Source organism: Nakamurella flavida (assembly GCF_030811475.1).
In the GTDB taxonomy this organism is placed as follows: domain Bacteria; phylum Actinomycetota; class Actinomycetes; order Mycobacteriales; family Nakamurellaceae; genus Nakamurella; species Nakamurella flavida.
Genome location: NZ_JAUSQV010000001.1, coordinates 3,174,435 through 3,189,119, shown reverse-complemented (window position 1 = coordinate 3,189,119; position 14,685 = coordinate 3,174,435). Strand labels below are relative to the sequence as shown.

The 14,685-nt window shown below is 72.2% G+C and carries 14 protein-coding genes; 6 read left to right on the top strand and 8 right to left on the bottom strand.

What is annotated here, in order from left to right:
• Positions 1–184: 184 nt before the first annotated feature.
• Entirely contained in the window at positions 185–1,081 is an 897-nt protein-coding gene (locus J2S58_RS14085; protein WP_205257768.1) for an SDR family oxidoreductase, read from the top strand.
• A 146-nt stretch (positions 1,082–1,227) separates the two neighbouring features.
• Here J2S58_RS14085 and J2S58_RS14080 read toward each other — a convergent pair whose 3' ends face one another.
• Entirely contained in the window at positions 1,228–1,599 is a 372-nt protein-coding gene (locus J2S58_RS14080; protein WP_205257767.1) for a sterol carrier family protein, read from the bottom strand.
• 36 nt (positions 1,600–1,635) lie between these two features.
• Between J2S58_RS14080 and J2S58_RS14075 the strand changes: the two genes are divergently transcribed.
• Positions 1,636–2,301 (top strand): alpha/beta hydrolase, encoded by a 666-nt coding sequence (locus J2S58_RS14075; RefSeq protein ID WP_205257766.1) that lies wholly within the window; start codon positions 1,636–1,638, stop codon positions 2,299–2,301.
• An 8-nt stretch (positions 2,302–2,309) separates the two neighbouring features.
• Here J2S58_RS14075 and J2S58_RS14070 read toward each other — a convergent pair whose 3' ends face one another.
• From J2S58_RS14070 to J2S58_RS14040, 7 genes are all read right to left on the bottom strand, one after another.
• Complete coding sequence (locus tag J2S58_RS14070) at positions 2,310–4,916, bottom strand: bifunctional FO biosynthesis protein CofGH (protein ID WP_205257765.1); 2,607 nt, start codon at positions 4,914–4,916, stop codon at positions 2,310–2,312.
• Positions 4,917–5,195: 279 nt separating this feature from the next.
• A complete protein-coding gene (locus J2S58_RS14065; protein ID WP_205257764.1) occupies positions 5,196–6,086 on the bottom strand; it encodes a hypothetical protein in 891 nt (296 codons plus the stop codon).
• A gap of 38 nt (positions 6,087–6,124) precedes the next feature.
• Entirely contained in the window at positions 6,125–6,856 is a 732-nt protein-coding gene (locus J2S58_RS14060; protein ID WP_205257763.1) for an aspartate/glutamate racemase family protein, read from the bottom strand.
• A gap of 31 nt (positions 6,857–6,887) precedes the next feature.
• Positions 6,888–9,329 carry a phosphoribosylformylglycinamidine synthase subunit PurL gene (purL, locus tag J2S58_RS14055; RefSeq protein ID WP_205257762.1) on the bottom strand — a complete coding sequence of 814 codons (2,442 nt, stop codon included), beginning with the start codon at positions 9,327–9,329 and terminating at the stop codon, positions 6,888–6,890.
• Positions 9,326–10,030 (bottom strand): phosphoribosylformylglycinamidine synthase subunit PurQ, encoded by a 705-nt coding sequence (purQ, locus tag J2S58_RS14050; protein ID WP_205257761.1) that lies wholly within the window; start codon positions 10,028–10,030, stop codon positions 9,326–9,328. Before purQ ends, purL begins: the two co-directional genes overlap by 4 nt.
• Entirely contained in the window at positions 10,027–10,320 is a 294-nt protein-coding gene (gene purS / locus J2S58_RS14045; RefSeq protein WP_205257760.1) for a phosphoribosylformylglycinamidine synthase subunit PurS, read from the bottom strand. Before purS ends, purQ begins: the two co-directional genes overlap by 4 nt.
• 111 nt (positions 10,321–10,431) lie before the next feature.
• Entirely contained in the window at positions 10,432–11,196 is a 765-nt protein-coding gene (locus J2S58_RS14040; protein WP_205257759.1) for a TetR/AcrR family transcriptional regulator, read from the bottom strand.
• A 156-nt stretch (positions 11,197–11,352) separates the two neighbouring features.
• On the opposite strand from J2S58_RS14040, the gene J2S58_RS14035 reads away from it, so the two are divergent.
• The 4 genes from J2S58_RS14035 (at position 11,353) to J2S58_RS14020 (ending at position 14,562) form a co-directional block, all read left to right on the top strand.
• Positions 11,353–12,090 carry a TetR/AcrR family transcriptional regulator C-terminal domain-containing protein gene (locus J2S58_RS14035; protein ID WP_205257758.1) on the top strand — a complete coding sequence of 246 codons (738 nt, stop codon included), beginning with the start codon at positions 11,353–11,355 and terminating at the stop codon, positions 12,088–12,090.
• 153 nt (positions 12,091–12,243) lie between these two features.
• Positions 12,244–13,014 (top strand): mechanosensitive ion channel family protein, encoded by a 771-nt coding sequence (locus J2S58_RS14030; RefSeq protein WP_205257757.1) that lies wholly within the window; start codon positions 12,244–12,246, stop codon positions 13,012–13,014.
• Positions 13,015–13,152: 138 nt separating this feature from the next.
• Positions 13,153–13,983, top strand: coding sequence for a PRC and DUF2382 domain-containing protein (locus J2S58_RS14025; RefSeq protein ID WP_205257756.1), 831 nt, complete (start codon positions 13,153–13,155; stop codon positions 13,981–13,983).
• A gap of 141 nt (positions 13,984–14,124) precedes the next feature.
• On the top strand, positions 14,125–14,562 hold the full coding sequence (locus J2S58_RS14020) for a YsnF/AvaK domain-containing protein (protein ID WP_205257749.1): 438 nt from the start codon (positions 14,125–14,127) through the stop codon (positions 14,560–14,562).
• Positions 14,563–14,685 lie beyond the last annotated feature (123 nt).

Sequence of the window (14,685 nt, the reverse complement as noted above, 5' to 3'; positions counted from 1 at the left end):
GAAGTGCAGCGGTACCCGATGGTACCCGGTCGGGCACCCCCTCCCGCCCCACCCTCGCCGACCTGGGCCGATGCGCCGAGCCGCCGCCACCGGGGACACCCCCCGCAGTGACCCCCCCGGAACGGGGTACTCGATCAGCACGACCGTCGGCCCGCATCGGGGCCCCGACCCGCACGGAGGACAGATGAGCCAGTCCCGGCCCTCGCAGGAGGACCCCACCACCCGGCACCCGGAGCCCGACCGGGAGGGCGAGCAGATCGCGCACCCCGGGCTGACCGGCGACATGCGGGACGAACCCGACCACGGCGAGGAGTCCTACGTCGGCCACGACCGGCTGACCGGGCGCCGCGCCGTCGTCACCGGCGGGGACTCCGGGATCGGCCGGGCGGTCGCCATCGCCTTCGCCCGGGAGGGTGCCGATGTGCTGATCTCCTACCTGCCCGAGGAGCAGGAGGACGCCGACGAGACGGTCCGGTGGATCGAGCGGGCCGGCCGCAAGGCCGTGGCCTTCCCCGGCGACATCCGCGACGAACGGGTCTGCGACGAGCTCATCGCGACCGCGGTCCGCGAACTCGGCGGGCTCGATCTGCTCGTCAACAACGCCGCGTACCAGGTGGCCCAGATGGGCGGCATCGCCGACATCAGCACCGAGCAGTTCGACCGGGTGCTCAAGACCAACCTCTACGCCATGTTCTGGCTGTGCAAGAAGGCCCTGCCCCACCTGGAGCCCGGTTCGACCATCATCAACACCTCCTCGGTCCAGGCCGTCACCCCCTCGCCGGAGCTCCTGGACTACGCGACGACCAAGGCCGGCATCCTGAACTTCAGCAAGGCCCTGGCCGGAGAGCTCGCCGAGCGGGGCATCCGGGTCAACGTGGTCGCCCCGGGCCCGATCTGGACGCCGCTCATCCCGGCGACGATGCCGACGGAGAAGGTCGAGTCGCACGGGGAGAAGGCTCCGCTGGGGCGTGCCGGGCAGCCGGCCGAGGTGGCCCCGGCGTACGTGTTCTTCGCATCGAAGGAATCCAGCTACATCACCGCCGAGGTGCTCGGCGTGACCGGCGGCTCGCCCGTCACCTGAGCCGGGCACCCGGGGGCGGGTGGCCCGGCCACCCGTCCCCCGCCGGCACAGCCGTGATGGGTACCGTCGGCGCGACGACCGGCCGGACCCCCGTCCGGCCCGGGTGCGGAGCGGTCAGGAGGATGCGTCGTGGACGCTCAGCTGCTTCAGACCCCTGTCCGCAACGGCAGGAACGCGGCCAGATCGGCCCGGGTGCCGCTGGCGCTGACCCGCCCGGCCGCTCGTGCCGCGGCCCACGTCAGCCGGCCGGACACCAGGGCCAGCCAGGTCGCCGCGTCGGTCTCCACGACATTGGGCGGGGTTCCCCGGGTGTGCCGCAGACCCTCGACGGCCTGCACCGCGGCGAACGGGGGGACGCGGATCTCCACGGATCGGCCGGGCTGGACCTGGGCGAGCCACAGCAACGTCGTCCGCACCAGATCGGCGATCTCCGGCCGGGTCAGCGCGGCCGGATCGACCTCGGCCGAGCGGCGTACCGCCGCGAACGCCTGGTCCGCCGTCACCGTTCGCTTCGCCACGAGAATCCACCCTAGCCGCGGCGGGGGACGGGCCCGATGAGCACGAAGTCGCCGGACGGGGCACGCCTGTCCATCCGCCGCATTCCGAAGCGGGCCCGGGCGGTGGTGCTGCTGCTGCACGGCGGCGGCGAGGGTTCGGGTTCCATCCGCACCGGCTGGTGGTATCCGGCCGTGCTGCGGATGCACCCGTTGGACTGGGCCATCGCCCGCCACCTCCCCCACGCGGCGGTGGTGCAGCTGCGTTTCGCGGTGACCACCTGGAACGACGGCCGCGATCCGGTCCGCGACCTGCGCTGGGCCCTGGGCCGCATCCATGTGCGCGCGCCGGGCCTGCCCGTCGTCCTGGTCGGCCACTCGATGGGGGCCCGGGCCGCACTGTTCGGCCTGGCCGACCCGGCGGTGCGCGGCGCGGTGCTGCTCAGCCCGTGGATCTCGGAGGACGATCCGGCCGAGGGCACCGACGACCAGCTCATCGTGGCCATCCAGGCCGACACGGACTCCGTCGCCCCGCCGCCCCAGGCCTTTCCGTGGCTGAGCAAGGCCGAACGCCGGGGCGCCCGCATCCACCGGACCACGCTGGCCCGCACCGATCACTCGATGATCCGCCGGGCCGGTACCTGGCACCGGTTGACCGCCGATGCCGTCGACCGGGTGCTGCGCCATGCCGGGGTGGCCGCCGGTTGGGGCGGCCGGGCCCGCTGAGCGCCGGGTCAGACCGCCGACACGGGCAGCCGCAGCCGGCCACCCCGGCGGCCGGCCTCGATCCGCTCGGCGGGCACCGGACCGTAGCCGGTGGTCCGCTGCCGCGCCGGCCGGTCGATGCCTGCGGCGATGGCCTCCAGCTCGGCGACCGTCTTGGCCGAGCCGTTCTGCGAGCCGGCCATCCGGGAGATCGTCTCCTCCATCAGCGTCCCGCCGAGATCGTTGACGCCGCCCTGCAGGACGGACCGGCAGCCGGCCTCGCCCAGCTTGACCCAGGAGGTCTGGATGTTGTCGATCCGGCCGTGCAGCAGGATCCGCGCCATCGCGTGCACAGCGCGGTTGTCCCGCAGCGACGGCCCGGCCTTGGCGACTCCGGCCAGATAGATCGGTGCGCTCTGGTGGACGAACGGCAGGGCCACGAACTCGGTGAAACCGCCGGTCCGGTCCTGGATCTCACCGAGCAGCCGGAGATGGGCGACCCAGTGTGCGGGGGTGTCGACGTGCCCGTACATCATCGTCGAGCTGGACGGCAGGCCCACCTCGTGCGCGGTGCTGACGACCTCGATCCACTGCGCCGTCGGGAGCTTGCCCTTGGTCAGCACCCAGCGGACGTCGTCGTCCAGGATCTCCGCGGCGGTCCCCGGGATGGAGTCCAACCCGGACGCCTTGGCCTGGATCAGGAAGTCGCGGATGGACAGCCCCGTCCGGGCCGAGCCGTTGATGATCTCCATCGGCGAGAACGCGTGGATGTGCAGATCGGCCTGCCTGCGGCGGATCTCGGCGGCGATGTCGAAGTAGGCGGTGCCGGGCAGGTCGGGGTGGATGCCGCCCTGCAGGCAGACCTCGGTGGCGCCGACCTCCCACGCCTCGTCGGCGCGCTTGCCCACCTCCTCCAGGGAGAGGGTGAAGGCGTCCGCGTCGGTGCGCCGCTGGGCGAACGCGCAGAAACGGCAGCCGGTGTAACAGACATTGGTGAAGTTGATGTTCCGGTTGACCACGTAGGTGACGTCGTCCCCGTTCACCTGCCGGCGCAGGTCGTCGGCCAGTGCGCACAGCGCGTCCAGCTCGGCGCCGTCGGCGTGGATCAGGCTCAGCGCGTGGGCCTCGCTCAACCCGCCGGGGTCGCGCTCGGCGGCGCGCAACGCGGCCACCACCTCGGAGTCGAGAGGTGCGGTGCGGGAACGACTGTCGGCCGCGCGCCGGTCGACCATCTCCTCGCGCAGCACGTCCCAGTCCCCGTAGGCGGCGTCGAAGTCGCTCCGGGTGTCGGTGAGCCGCCCGTCGGTGTCGATCTCGGTGTGCAGGTCGACCCGGCCGGCCGAACCCCAGTCCGGGTCCGGCTCCTGCCACGGGATGCCCTGCGGCAGTGCGCCTTCCACGGCCAGTCCGGTGGCCGGATCGGCCAGGGCACGGACGTGGGGCAGCACCCGCGGGTCGATCCACGGTTCCCCGGCCAGGATGTAGCCGGGCTGGGCGGTGAGTCGCTCCCGCAGCCGGAAACCGGCGGCAGCGGTCAGCTCGGCCAGGGTGTCGACCTGCGGCCAGGGCCGCTCGGGGTTGACGTGGTCGGGGGTCAGCGGGGACACCCCGCCCCAGTCGTCCACCCCCGCGGCGATCAGCGCGGCCAGCTCGTCGGGGTCGGTCAGGTTCGGCGGGGCCTGGATGCGCATCGAGGGGCCCAGGACGAGCCGGGCCACGGCCAGCGTGGCCAGGTACTCACCGCTGTCGGCGTCGGGCGCACTGCGCATCGCGGTGTCCGGCTTGGCCCGGAAGTTCTGGACGATGACCTCCTGGATGGCCCGGAACTGACGGGCGGTCCGGCGGATGGCGAAGAGCGACTCGACCCGGTCGGCCAAGGTCTCCCCGATGCCGACCAGGATCCCGGTGGTGAACGGGATGGTGCTGCGTCCCGCGTCCTCGAGCACCCGCAGCCGGACGGCCGGGTCCTTGTCCGGGGAGCCGTAGTGGGCCCGACCCTTCTGCGTGAACAGCTCGGTGGAGGTGGTCTCCAGCATCATGCCCATGGACGGGGCCACCGGCTTGAGGCGCTGCAGCTCCTGCCAGGTCATGACGCCGGGGTTGAGGTGCGGCAGCAGACCGGTCTCCTCCAGGACCCGGATGGCCATGGCCCGGACGTAGTCCAGCGTCGAGTCGTAGCCGTGCGCGTCCAGCCACTCCCGGGCCTCCGGCCAGCGGTCCTCCGGCCGGTCGCCCAGGGTGAACAGCGCCTCCTTGCAGCCCAGGGCGGCACCCTGGCGGGCGATGTCCAGCACCTCGTCGGGCGAGAGGAACATGCCGTGCCCGGCCGCGGTGAGCTTGCCCGGGACGGTCACGAACGTGCAGTAGTGGCAGCGGTCCCGGCAGAGCCGGGTCAACGGGATGAACACCTTGCGGGAGTAGGTGATGACGCCGGGGCGGCCGGCGTCAGCCAGACCCGCGTCGCGCACGGCCGCGGCGATGCGGCACAGCTCGGTGAGGTCGTCCCCGCGGGCGTGCAGCAGGACTCCGGCCTCGACGGCGTCCAGGGTGACGCCGTCCCGGGCCCGGCGCAGCGCCCGCCGCATCGCCGAGGACGTGGGAGCGGGACTGTCGGGGGCGGACGCGGTCTCCTGCATGGGGCTCCTCCTGGTGCGCGGACCAGGACGTGTCGTGCTCGCCGCCCGTGGTCGGGGTGGACCGGTTCCGCGCTGAGCCGGTCGGCCGTGGGGCCCACCCGCCGCAGGGCGGGTGCCGTGCCGTTCGCCACCGTACCCACGCGAGGCGGACCCTCCGGCCACTCGGTCCGGACGGCGGACCCGTGCGGACCCGGCCGGGTGGGTGTGCGGTGCACGTCGGCCCTCCGTGCCGACGAGAGGAAGTGCCCGACCGCCGACGAACGGTCTCCCGGGTCGGGCTCACGTCGTGGGTGCTTTCCCCCGCCCCACCCACCAGGTGCCGTCGCTCGCCCGACGCACGGCCACCTGTTGTTCACCGCGTCCGGCGTTGCGCCAGATGTCGATGACGTCGCCCGGGTCGAGGAGGTCGACCTCGCCGGATCGGAGGACGACGTGGCCCGCGCCGCCGGGGCCGGCCGGCCGGTCCGGACCTCCCGGCCCGGGCGTCGGACCGAACTCGACGAGCGACACCACCCGAGTGGGACCGGAGTCTTCCCACACGAACGGGTTCCGCTCCACCGCCCGGACCACGGCCCGCCGCGGGGCGGACCGACCGACGACCCGGAGCAGCTTCTTGCGTTCTCCCGAGCTGCGGAACAGGATCACCCCGCCGACCGCGCTCGCCACGGACGCAGCGAGAACGCCGAAGACGAGCGCCCGGTCGTCGGCGGCAGAGGCGAAGGAGACCGAACCTTCGCCACCCCCGGTACCAGACACCTGCGCGTCCAGCCGGTCTCCGACCTGCGTCGGCTGCACCGGCCCGCGGAGCACACCCTCTCCCGTCCGTTCCACGCCGTCCTGGGTCCAGCTCACCTCGACCCGCCAGGACGGATCGTGGTGGCGCTTGCGGTGGGGTTTTTCAGTCACCTGCTCGACGGTGACGACGGTCGGGCGGGCATAGCCGAAGGCATGCGCCGACCGTGCCGGCGTCACGAGGAAAATCAGCAGCGGAAACCCGACAGCGATGAGGAGGAGACCGACCCCGATGAACCGGGCTGTGTCCCGGTCCCGCCCGACCAGGTTCGGCAGCCCGCGGAAGTTCGCCCGCCCGGTGGCCGGGACCGGCCCGGGGTCGCGGAAGTCCGACCCCGCCGCCGCTCCGCGTGCACCGGGGTGCACCGGCTCGTTCACCGGTGGACCTCGTCGATCATCGGGTCAGGGTAGGGCGATCACCGCGGTGCGGCACCGGGGGGCCAGTTGCGGAACGCCTTGGGCCGGGCGGGGGCGTACGTGCGCACCTTGGACGTGGTGAGCCCCAGCCGGACGAGGGACTCGGCCACGGTGACCGCGGCGGCGACCCCGTCCACGACGGGCACCCCGGTCCGGGCGACGACCTGCTCGGTGAGGCCAGCCATGCCGCCGCAGCCGAGCACGATGACCTCGGCCCGGTCGTCCCGGACGGCGAGTTCGGCCTGCCCGACGATGGCCTCGACCGCCCCCGCCGGGTCGCTCTCCAGCTCCAGCACGGCCATCCCGCTGGCCCGCACCGACGCGCAGCGCGCGGACAGCCCGGCGAGCAGCAGCCGGTCCTCGATGAGCGGCACCGTCCGGTCGAGGGTGGTGACCACCGAGTACGAGCGGCCCAGGTACATCGCCGTGCTCGCCGCCGCCTCGGTGATGTCCACGACGGGGACGTCCAGCAGCTCCTGCAGGCCCTCCCGGCCGTGTTCGCCGTACCCGGCCTGGATGACCGCGTCGAACGGCTCCGGGTAGGCGCGCACGGTCTCCATCACCGCGATCGCCGCGAGATGGCTCTCGTAGTTGCCCTCCACCGACTCCGCCCCGAAACCCGGGGTGAGCGCGACGATCTCGGTGCCGGGGGCGGCGGCGGCCGACGCCTGCCGGCCGATCGCCGCCGTCATCGACTCCGTCGTGTTGACGTTCAGCACCAGGATGCGCATCGAAAGCCCCCCACCCCGCCCGTCGTGACCGTCAGCCGAACAGTGCCGGCAGCGTGCCCGACCAGGCGGCCCGCAGATCGGCCAGCTCGAACCGGCCGACGCCCTGGATGTCCAGGGCGTGCCCGGCCGGGTCGTTGGCGTCGACCACGCCGATGCGGGTGAAGGGCTGCTGGCGCACCGTGCACATCTCGGTGAACCGGAGCTCCTCCGTCCGCGGTACGGCGACGAGCACCCGGGCCGTGGTCTCGGAGAACAGCTGCACGAACGGATCGGATCCGGTCGGCAGCACGAGGCGGGCCCCGGTCTCCCCGGACAGGCACATCTCGACCGCGGCCTGGGCCAGCCCGCCCTCGGACAGGTCGTGCGCGGCGGAGATCATCCCGTCACGCGAGCCGGCGACGAGGATCTCGCCGAGCCGCTTCTCGGCGGCCAGGTCGACCCGCGGCGGCACCCCGCCGAGGTGGTCGTGCACGACCCGGGCCCACTCGGACCCGTCGAACTCGTCGAGGGTGTCGCCGAGCAGCAGCAGGGTCTCGCCGTCGTCGTGGCCGATACCGGGGATGGTGCGGCGGCGCACGTCGTCGATGATGCCGAGCACGCCGACCACCGGGGTGGGCAGGATGTTCGTCCCGGCGGTCTGGTTGTAGAGGCTGACATTGCCGCCGGTGACCGGGATCCCGAGCTCGGCACAGCCGTCGGCGAGACCGTGGATGGCCTGGCTCAGTTGCCACATGACCGACGGGTCCTCGGGGTTGCCGAAGTTCAGGCAGTTGGTGACGGCGGTCGGCACGGCGCCGGTGGTGACCACGTTGCGGTACGCCTCGGCCAGCGCGAGCTGCGCCCCGGTGTACGGGTCGAGCATGGTGTAGCGCGAGTTGCAGTCGGTGGCCATGGCGATGCCGCGTTCCGGACCGTCCAGCAGCGTGGTCGCCGGGCTGTCGCCGAGCGCCTCGGAGATCCGGATGATCCCGGCGTCGGCCGGCTGCGCGAGCACGGTGTTGCCCCGCACGTACCGGTCGTACTGATCGGTCACCCACGCCCGAGAGCACAGGTTGGGCGACGCGATCATGGTCAGCAGCAGCTCACGTAGCTCGTCCGGGGAGGACGGCCGGGCGAGACCCGCCGTGGTGTCGGCGATCAGCGCGTCCTGGCTGTCCGGCCGGGCCACCGGTCGCTCGTACACCGGACCCTCGTGGGCCACGGTGCGCGGCGGCACGTCCACCACGGTCTGCCCGTGGTGGGTGATGACCAGTCGGCCGCCCTCGGTGACCTCGCCGATGACGGCGGCCTCGATCTCCCACTTGCGGCAGACGGCGAGGAAGGCCTCGACGTTCTCCGGCGGGACGACCGCGCACATGCGCTCCTGCGACTCGCTGGAGAGGATCTCCGCCGCGCTCATGATGTCGGCGCGCAGCGGCACCGCGTCCAGATCGATGCGCATGCCGCCGTCACCGGCCGCGGCCAGTTCCGACGTGGCGCAGGACAACCCGGCCCCACCCAGATCCTGGATGCCGACGACCAACCCGGCCGCGAAGACCTCGAGAGTGGCCTCGATGAGGACCTTCTCGGCGAACGGGTCGCCGACCTGCACGCTGGGGAGCTTGCGGCGGGCGTTGCTCCCTCCACCGGCGTGGGCATCACCGGAGAAGGTGTCGGAGGCGAGCACCGACACCCCGCCGATGCCGTCCAGGCCGGTGCGCGAGCCGTAGAGCACGACCTGGTTGCCGGCGCCCGAGGCGTGAGCGGTGTACATGTCCGCGCTGCGCAGCACGCCGATGCAGGCCGCGTTGACCAGCGGGTTGCCCGCGTAGGACGGGTCGAACACGACCTCGCCGCCGATGTTGGGCAGACCCAACGAGTTCCCGTACCCGGCGACACCGGCGACGATCCCGGGCACCACGCGCTGGGAGTCCGGGGCGTCGGCCGGGCCGAACCGGAGCTGGTCCATGACGGCGACCGGGCGGGCACCCATGGCCAGGATGTCCCGGACGATGCCACCGACGCCGGTGGCCGCGCCCTGGTACGGCTCGACGAACGACGGGTGGTTGTGCGACTCCACCTTGAAGGTGACCGCGTAGCCGTTGCCGATGTCGACCACGCCGGCGTTCTCGCCGATGCCCGCGAGCATCTGCGCCTTCATCGCCTCGGTGGTGGTCTCACCGAAGTAGCGCAGGTGCACCTTGGACGACTTGTACGAGCAGTGCTCGGACCACATGACCGAGTACATGGCCAGCTCCGCGGCGGTGGGCCGGCGGCCGAGGATCTCCCGGATGCGGGCGTACTCGTCGTCCTTGAGCCCCAGTTCGCGGTACGGCTGCTCCTCGTCGGGGCTGCCCTCCGCGCGCTCGACGGTGTCGATCGGGCCGGGGCCGGCCGGGGGCTCGACGAGCTCGACGGCGCCGACCGGGTCGGTGATGTCGAGGAGTTCGGCGGCGTCCGGGTGGTGCAGCGCGCCGGGTTCGGGTGCGGTCATCGGGTCGCTCCGACGGTCTGGGCGAGGGCGTCGACGGCGGAGTAGACCAGGCCGAGGCCGTCGTCGGTGGGGCCGGTCAACGGGTCGATGGCGTGCTCGGGGTGGGGCATCAGGCCGGCGATGCGGCCGTCGGCGGAGCAGATGCCGGCGATGTCGCGCAGCGAACCGTTGGGATTGCCCTGCGTGGGGCCGTCTCCGACATAGCGGAAGAGCACGCGCCCCTCGCCCTCGAGCTCGTCGAGGACGGCCTCGTCGGCGACGAACCGGCCCTCGGCATTCTTCATCGGCACGAGGATCTCGGCCCCCGGCTCGTAGCGGGTGGTCCAGGTGGACGTGGTGTTCTCCACCCGCAGCCACTGGTCGCGGCACAGGAAGCGCAGCCCGGCGTTGCGCAGGAGGGCCCCAGGCAGCAGACCGGCCTCGCAGAGCACCTGGAACCCGTTGCAGATGCCGAGCACCGGCATGCCGGCGCGGGCCCGGTCGACGACCGACCGCAGCACGGGCGCCTGGGCGGCGATGGCCCCGGCCCGCAGGTAGTCGCCGTAGGAGAAACCGCCGGGGACGACGACCGCGTCGACGTCCTTGAGATCGGCATCGGCGTGCCAGAGCGGGACGGGAGTGGCCCCGGCGTACTCGACGGCGCGGGCGGCGTCGATGTCGTCCAGGGTTCCCGGGAAGGTGATGACGCCGAACCGGGTCACAGGGCGGCCTCGGGCTCGGCCTCGGCGGATCCGGCAGCGACCGCGGACGGCGCCGGGTCGAGCCGCGTCACCGTCCAGGTCTCGATGACCGGGTTGGCCAGCAGCGTCCCGGCGATCTCCTCCAGGTCGGCGTCGCTGACGGTCCCGTCGACCTCCAGGTCGAAGTGCTTGCCCTGGCGGACGGAGGTGACTCCCGGGTGCCCGGTGCGGGCGAGTGCGGCGGTGATCGCCTTGCCCTGCGGGTCGAGGATCTCGGACTTGATGACGACGTCGACTGCCACGCGGGCCACGGCGGAACTCCTGGGTCGGCTGGTCACGGATGAGCGAGCTCGACCGCCGGGGGCGCACACCGTCGTCGGGCACGACATCGGGCGGGCGGTAGCGACCCGGGCAGCCGCAGGTCAGCCTATCGCGGGGCCGGCGGGCGTGGACCCGGCCGCCCGGTCGGCGGCCAGCCGCTCGATCAGGGCCTGCAGGGTCTCCTCGAACTCCTCCGCCGACCGGTCCTGCGCCAGCTGCGGGGCGAGCTCGGCGAGCAGCGGGTAGTCCGCCAGATCCGAGCGCCGGGGCTTCCCCGGGTCGGGATCGTCGACCGGGCCGATGTCCGCACCCTGTTGGGACACCTCGAGCAGCAGGTGACCGACCAGGAAGCTGTTGAACGCCTGGTACGCGTCCGTCGCGGCCCGGTCGGAGAAGCCGCACTGCCGCAGGGTCAGCAGGAACCCGTCGATCCACCGCAGGCTGCGCAGCGGTGGCCGGACCCAGGTCGCGGCCGACGGGCGCGTCGCCACCAGGGGGAACACCTGCGGGTGGGCCAGGGCGATCCGCCGGACACCGTGGGCCAGCTCGTGCAGGTACCGCGCCCAGTCGCTGGAGACCAGGTGCACCTCGGGGTCGCCGTAGAGCTCGTCCACCACCACCTCGACGATGCCGTCGAGCAGGGCCTCGCGCCCCGGGACGTGGTGGTAGATCGCCATGGCCTCGACGCCCAGATGGGCTCCGAGACGCCGCATCGTCAAGGCCCGCAGGCCGTCCCGGTCGATGATCTCGACGGCGGAGCCAAGGATGCGGCGCCGGTCCAGGCGGGGGGAACCCTCGCCCGGCGCGGCCGCGGGGATGACGGCGGCCGCGGCGCCGCGGGCATGGGGAGTGTCCGGATCCTGCACGACTCCCCCCTCCGACCCGGTCGACCTTACGTGTTAAAATCCGCAGCCTCGCCCAAGATCGAGTCCGTGTCCCGGCAGGATGCCATCCCGGTGAGGGAGAATTCATCGCGCCGGAGAGCACCGCACCGGACACCGGGACCGTCGGACGGGGACACCATGGGACCGCCACCCGAGGACCGCCGGGGCAGCGACGGCGGGACCGCCCGCTCGGCCGGGCGGGAGCGCCTGAGCCGCGAGCGCATCGTGACCACGACGATCGACCTGATCGAGGACTCCGGCCTGCGGGCGTTCACCATGGCCGCCGTCGCCGAACGACTGAGTGTGCAGACGATGGCGTTGTACCCGTACACCGGAAGCCGGGAGCAGCTCCTGGACGCCGTGGTGGCCGCCGTCCTGGTCGAGGTGCTACCCGGGGACGAGGTGGAGCACGACCCGGACTGGGAGAGCTTCCTCCGGCGGTCGGCCCACGGCATCCGCCACATGGCCCTGACCCACCCGCAGATCTTCCCGCTCGTGGCCACCCGCCCCCCGGAGGCCCCGTGGGTGCGTCCACCCCTGCGCAGCCTGGACTGGATGGAGTCGTTCATCGCCACGCTGCGCGGGTTCGGCTTCTCGGCCGAGGCGACGGTCGCGGTCTACCGGTCGTTCGCGAGCTTCCTGCTCGGGCACCTGCTCCTGGAGGTGGTCGGTCTCGGGGTGGACGCCGCTCCGGTGGAACCGGGCGAGGCGCCCGAGCCCGAGGCGGCGCAGGACCTGACGGGCTATCCCACGCTCGCCGACATGGAGGCACCCATGCGCGAGGACCGCTCGCAGCCGGTCTTCGACGCGGCACTGGCCGATCTCATCGCCCGGGTCGAGGCGTTCGGGACCACCGCGGTCATCGACGCACAGTGAGATCCGTCCACCGCAAGTAGTTTCCGTCTTTAGCTTGTAAATGGGACCTCGGCATGTGTAGCTTTATCCCATAAAGCACGCCGGGTCCCGGTCGAGTCGAGCAACAGGCTCCCGTCGGCGTGCATCCCTTCTGCCTCTGCTCGAGGAGCTCGCGTGAAAGACTCCCTGCTCGCCGCCCTGTCGAACATCGTCACGTTCGTCCCCAAACTGCTGGCGTTCCTCGCCATCCTGATCATCGGCCTGCTGATCGCCAAGGCGCTCACCAAGGCCCTGTCGAAGCTGCTCACCCGGGTTGGTTTCGACCGCGCCGTCGAGCGCGGCGGGATCAAGAAGGCCCTGGAGAAGAGCAAGTTCGACGCCTCGGACATCGTCGCCAAGATCGTCTACTACGCCCTGGCGCTGTTCGTCCTGCAGCTGGCGTTCGGCGTCTTCGGCCGGAACCCGATCTCGGACCTCCTGACCCGGCTCATCGCCTTCATCCCGGCGCTGATCGTCGCCATCGTGATCGTCATCGTGGCCGCGGCGATCGCCGCCGCCGTGAAGACGCTGATCCAGGGCACCCTCGGGGGCCTGTCCTACGGCAAGACGCTCGCGAACGTCGCCAGCGCGTTCATCCTGTTCCTCGGGATCATCGCCGCTCTCAACCAGATCGGCGTGGCCACCACGGTCACCACCCCGATCCTCATCACCATCCTGGCCATCGTCGGCGGCGTCATCGTGGTCGGGGCCGGCGGCGGTCTCATCAAGCCGATGCAGCAGCGGTGGGAGACCCTGCTGAGCAAGGCCGAGGAAGAGGCGCCGAACTTCAAGCAGCAGGCGCAGTCCGGGCCCAGCGCCAAGGAGGTCGCCGCGCAGGCCAAGGACCAGGCCCAGCAGGCGTACGACCAGGCCGACCGCAAGCCCGGCGCCCGCCCCACCCGCTGACACCAGCACCCAGTCCCGTCATGTGCTGCGGCAGCCCCCACGCTGACCGCAGCGCCTGACGGCCCCACCCGGGCCTGCACATAGCGCCATCCCTGCCGCCGTCCGGCGCAGGTTCGCCCCACCCGCAGAAGGATCACCATGATCAAGCAGAACCAGGCCCAGCAGCTCCTCGACGGCGGAGAGGTCGTCGGCAGCGACGGGGAGAAGATCGGCAAGATCGGCCAGGTCTACCTGGACAACGAGTCCGGCGACGTCACGTGGGTGACCGTCAAGACCGGCTTCTTCGGTTCCAGCGAATCCTTCGTGCCCACCGACAACGCCACCGTCGACGGCGACACCGTGACCGTGCCCTACGACAAGTCCAAGATCAAGGACGCCCCCCACTCCTCCGACGCCGGGGATGCCCTGAACCCCGAGCAGGAGAACGATCTGTACTCCTACTACGGCGTCGGCAACGCCGGATACACCACCGGCACCACCGACACCGAGACCGTCACCACCCAGGCGCCGGTCGTCGACACCGCCGTGGCCGGCGACACCACCGACGCCACCCCCCGGGCCGAGGACTACCTGACCCGCTCGGAGGAGCAGCTCCGCGTGGGCACCACCACCCGCGAGGCCGGCAAGGCCCGCCTCCGCAAGTTCGTCGTCACCGAGGAGCAGACCGTCACGGTGCCGGTCAGCCACGAGGAGGTCCGCATCGTCCGCGAGCCGATCCAGCCCGGCGACTCCCTGGACGGCGCCACCATCGGCGACGACGCCATCGAGGTCACCCTGCACGAGGACCAGGTCGTCGTGGACAAGGACGTCGTCGGCGTCGAGAAGGTCCGCCTGGACACCCAGACGGTCACCGAGCAGCAGCAGGTCACCGAGCAGGTCCGCAAGGAGCAGATCGAGATGGGCGACGTCACCAACACCGCCGCCGACGTCGACCCCCGCGACACGGACACCTCCCGCACCCAGCGCTGATGCCCGCGGGGCCCGGCCCCGCACGTCGTGAGACGACACCAGGTGTGGCCGGACCCTCGGGTCCGGCCACACCTGTCTCTGCGCCTACGGGCCCGCCCGCCACGGTGCGTCCGCTGTTCCAGGAACTCGAGAGGATCTGCCATGCCCACAGACCGACCCCCCTTCCCGGTCGACGGCCCCGCCCGCGAGCAGAGTGTGCTGATCCGTTCCGAGGAGCGGCTCGCGGTGACCACCCGTCGCGTGGTCGCCGGGATCGCCCGCCTGGAGAAGATCCGGGTCACCGAGACCCGCACCTTCACCGTGGATGTCGTCCGCGAGGAGGTGCGCCTGGTCATCGACCGGGACACCGCCGGGTCGGACGTCGACGACCGCGGAGCCGCCCGTCCGGCCGGGCCGGAGGGTCCCTGGCTGGTGCTGAGTGAGGAGCAGGTCGTCGTCACCAAGAACCTGGTGCCGGTGGAACGGGTCCGGCTGGACGTCACCCCCGTCACCGAGATGCGGGACGTGACCGCGGCGGTGCGCAGCGAGCGGGTCGAGGTCACCCACGTGCCTGCACCCGGCTCGGACACCATCGGCTGACCCCGGCGGGCACCACCCGCCCGGCGTCAGGAACGCGTCAGGATCGGGGCCGGCGGCGTCAGGATCGCGTCAAGAAGCCCCCGGTGGGCCCGAACCGGGCGAAGGCTCTGGGAGACACCCCGC